General features: G+C 60.2%; 1 pseudogene. It reads right to left on the bottom strand.

What is annotated here, in order from left to right:
• A pseudogene (locus KP705_RS15590) lies at window positions 1-815 on the bottom strand (Tn3 family transposase); the annotation flags it as partial.

Here is an 815-nt window from a genome sequence, read left to right as displayed (position 1 = left end):
CTGGAACGCGTTCAGGAATGGACCAATGGCAGGACGAAGAGAGCGATGCCGGTTGATCAGTTCGGCCGTGCGATCAATGGTCTCTGGAGCTGTCAGGGTTTCAGCCCTGCCGATGGCGTCCTGGAGGCGGGGCCAGTCAATTCCCGTAATGGCAGACAGTGAATCAACGCCCTGATCACGGGCCTCAATCAGATGACGGCAAGAGGTTGTCAGCAGACGAAGCTGGGCCTGCAACGATCGCATGGTGACAATCGCTTTGTCACGGATCCGGTGCTCGGCACGGCGCATCATGCTTCCGAGGAGTTTGTCCATCATTGTGAGGGCCGCGTCGGTTAGAACCTCCTCAAGTCGGACCCCGGCTGCCACCAGAATGGCGTAACGACGGGATGACCGAAGCTCGGCCAGATGCTGGGGCGTAATCCGGGCAGCTTCTTCGCTCAAACGGTCAAAGGCCACACGCGGTATGGTAGTGGCGCGAGCGCTGTCGAGGCGCAGTGATCGTACACACTCCAGGCGTTCCAGCAATCGCAGGATATTGCGCGCGGCTGGTGACAAGGGCGGGTTACGCAGCCACGAGAGCCAGGAGGCACTGCGATCGCCACGACGCTCCAGCATTTTGTCCAAACGACAACGGGTTTCCGGCGGCAGATCCCCTGCAAGGACGTCATGGACAAGGTGATCGGCCTGCTGGCGAGCACGGCGCACCAAGGCTTCAATGACAGTGACCGACGGCAGGAGAATGCTTCGGCGACGCATCTCGTCAATCAGGATCGCAGCCATGCGGGATGGCTGGGTCACATGATGTGCAATTGGCA

Origin of the sequence: Gluconobacter sp. P1D12_c, from assembly GCF_018812105.1 — a bacterium.
Taxonomy (GTDB): Bacteria; Pseudomonadota; Alphaproteobacteria; order Acetobacterales; family Acetobacteraceae; genus Gluconobacter; species Gluconobacter oxydans_A.
This window is presented reverse-complemented; position numbering and strand designations above follow the sequence as displayed.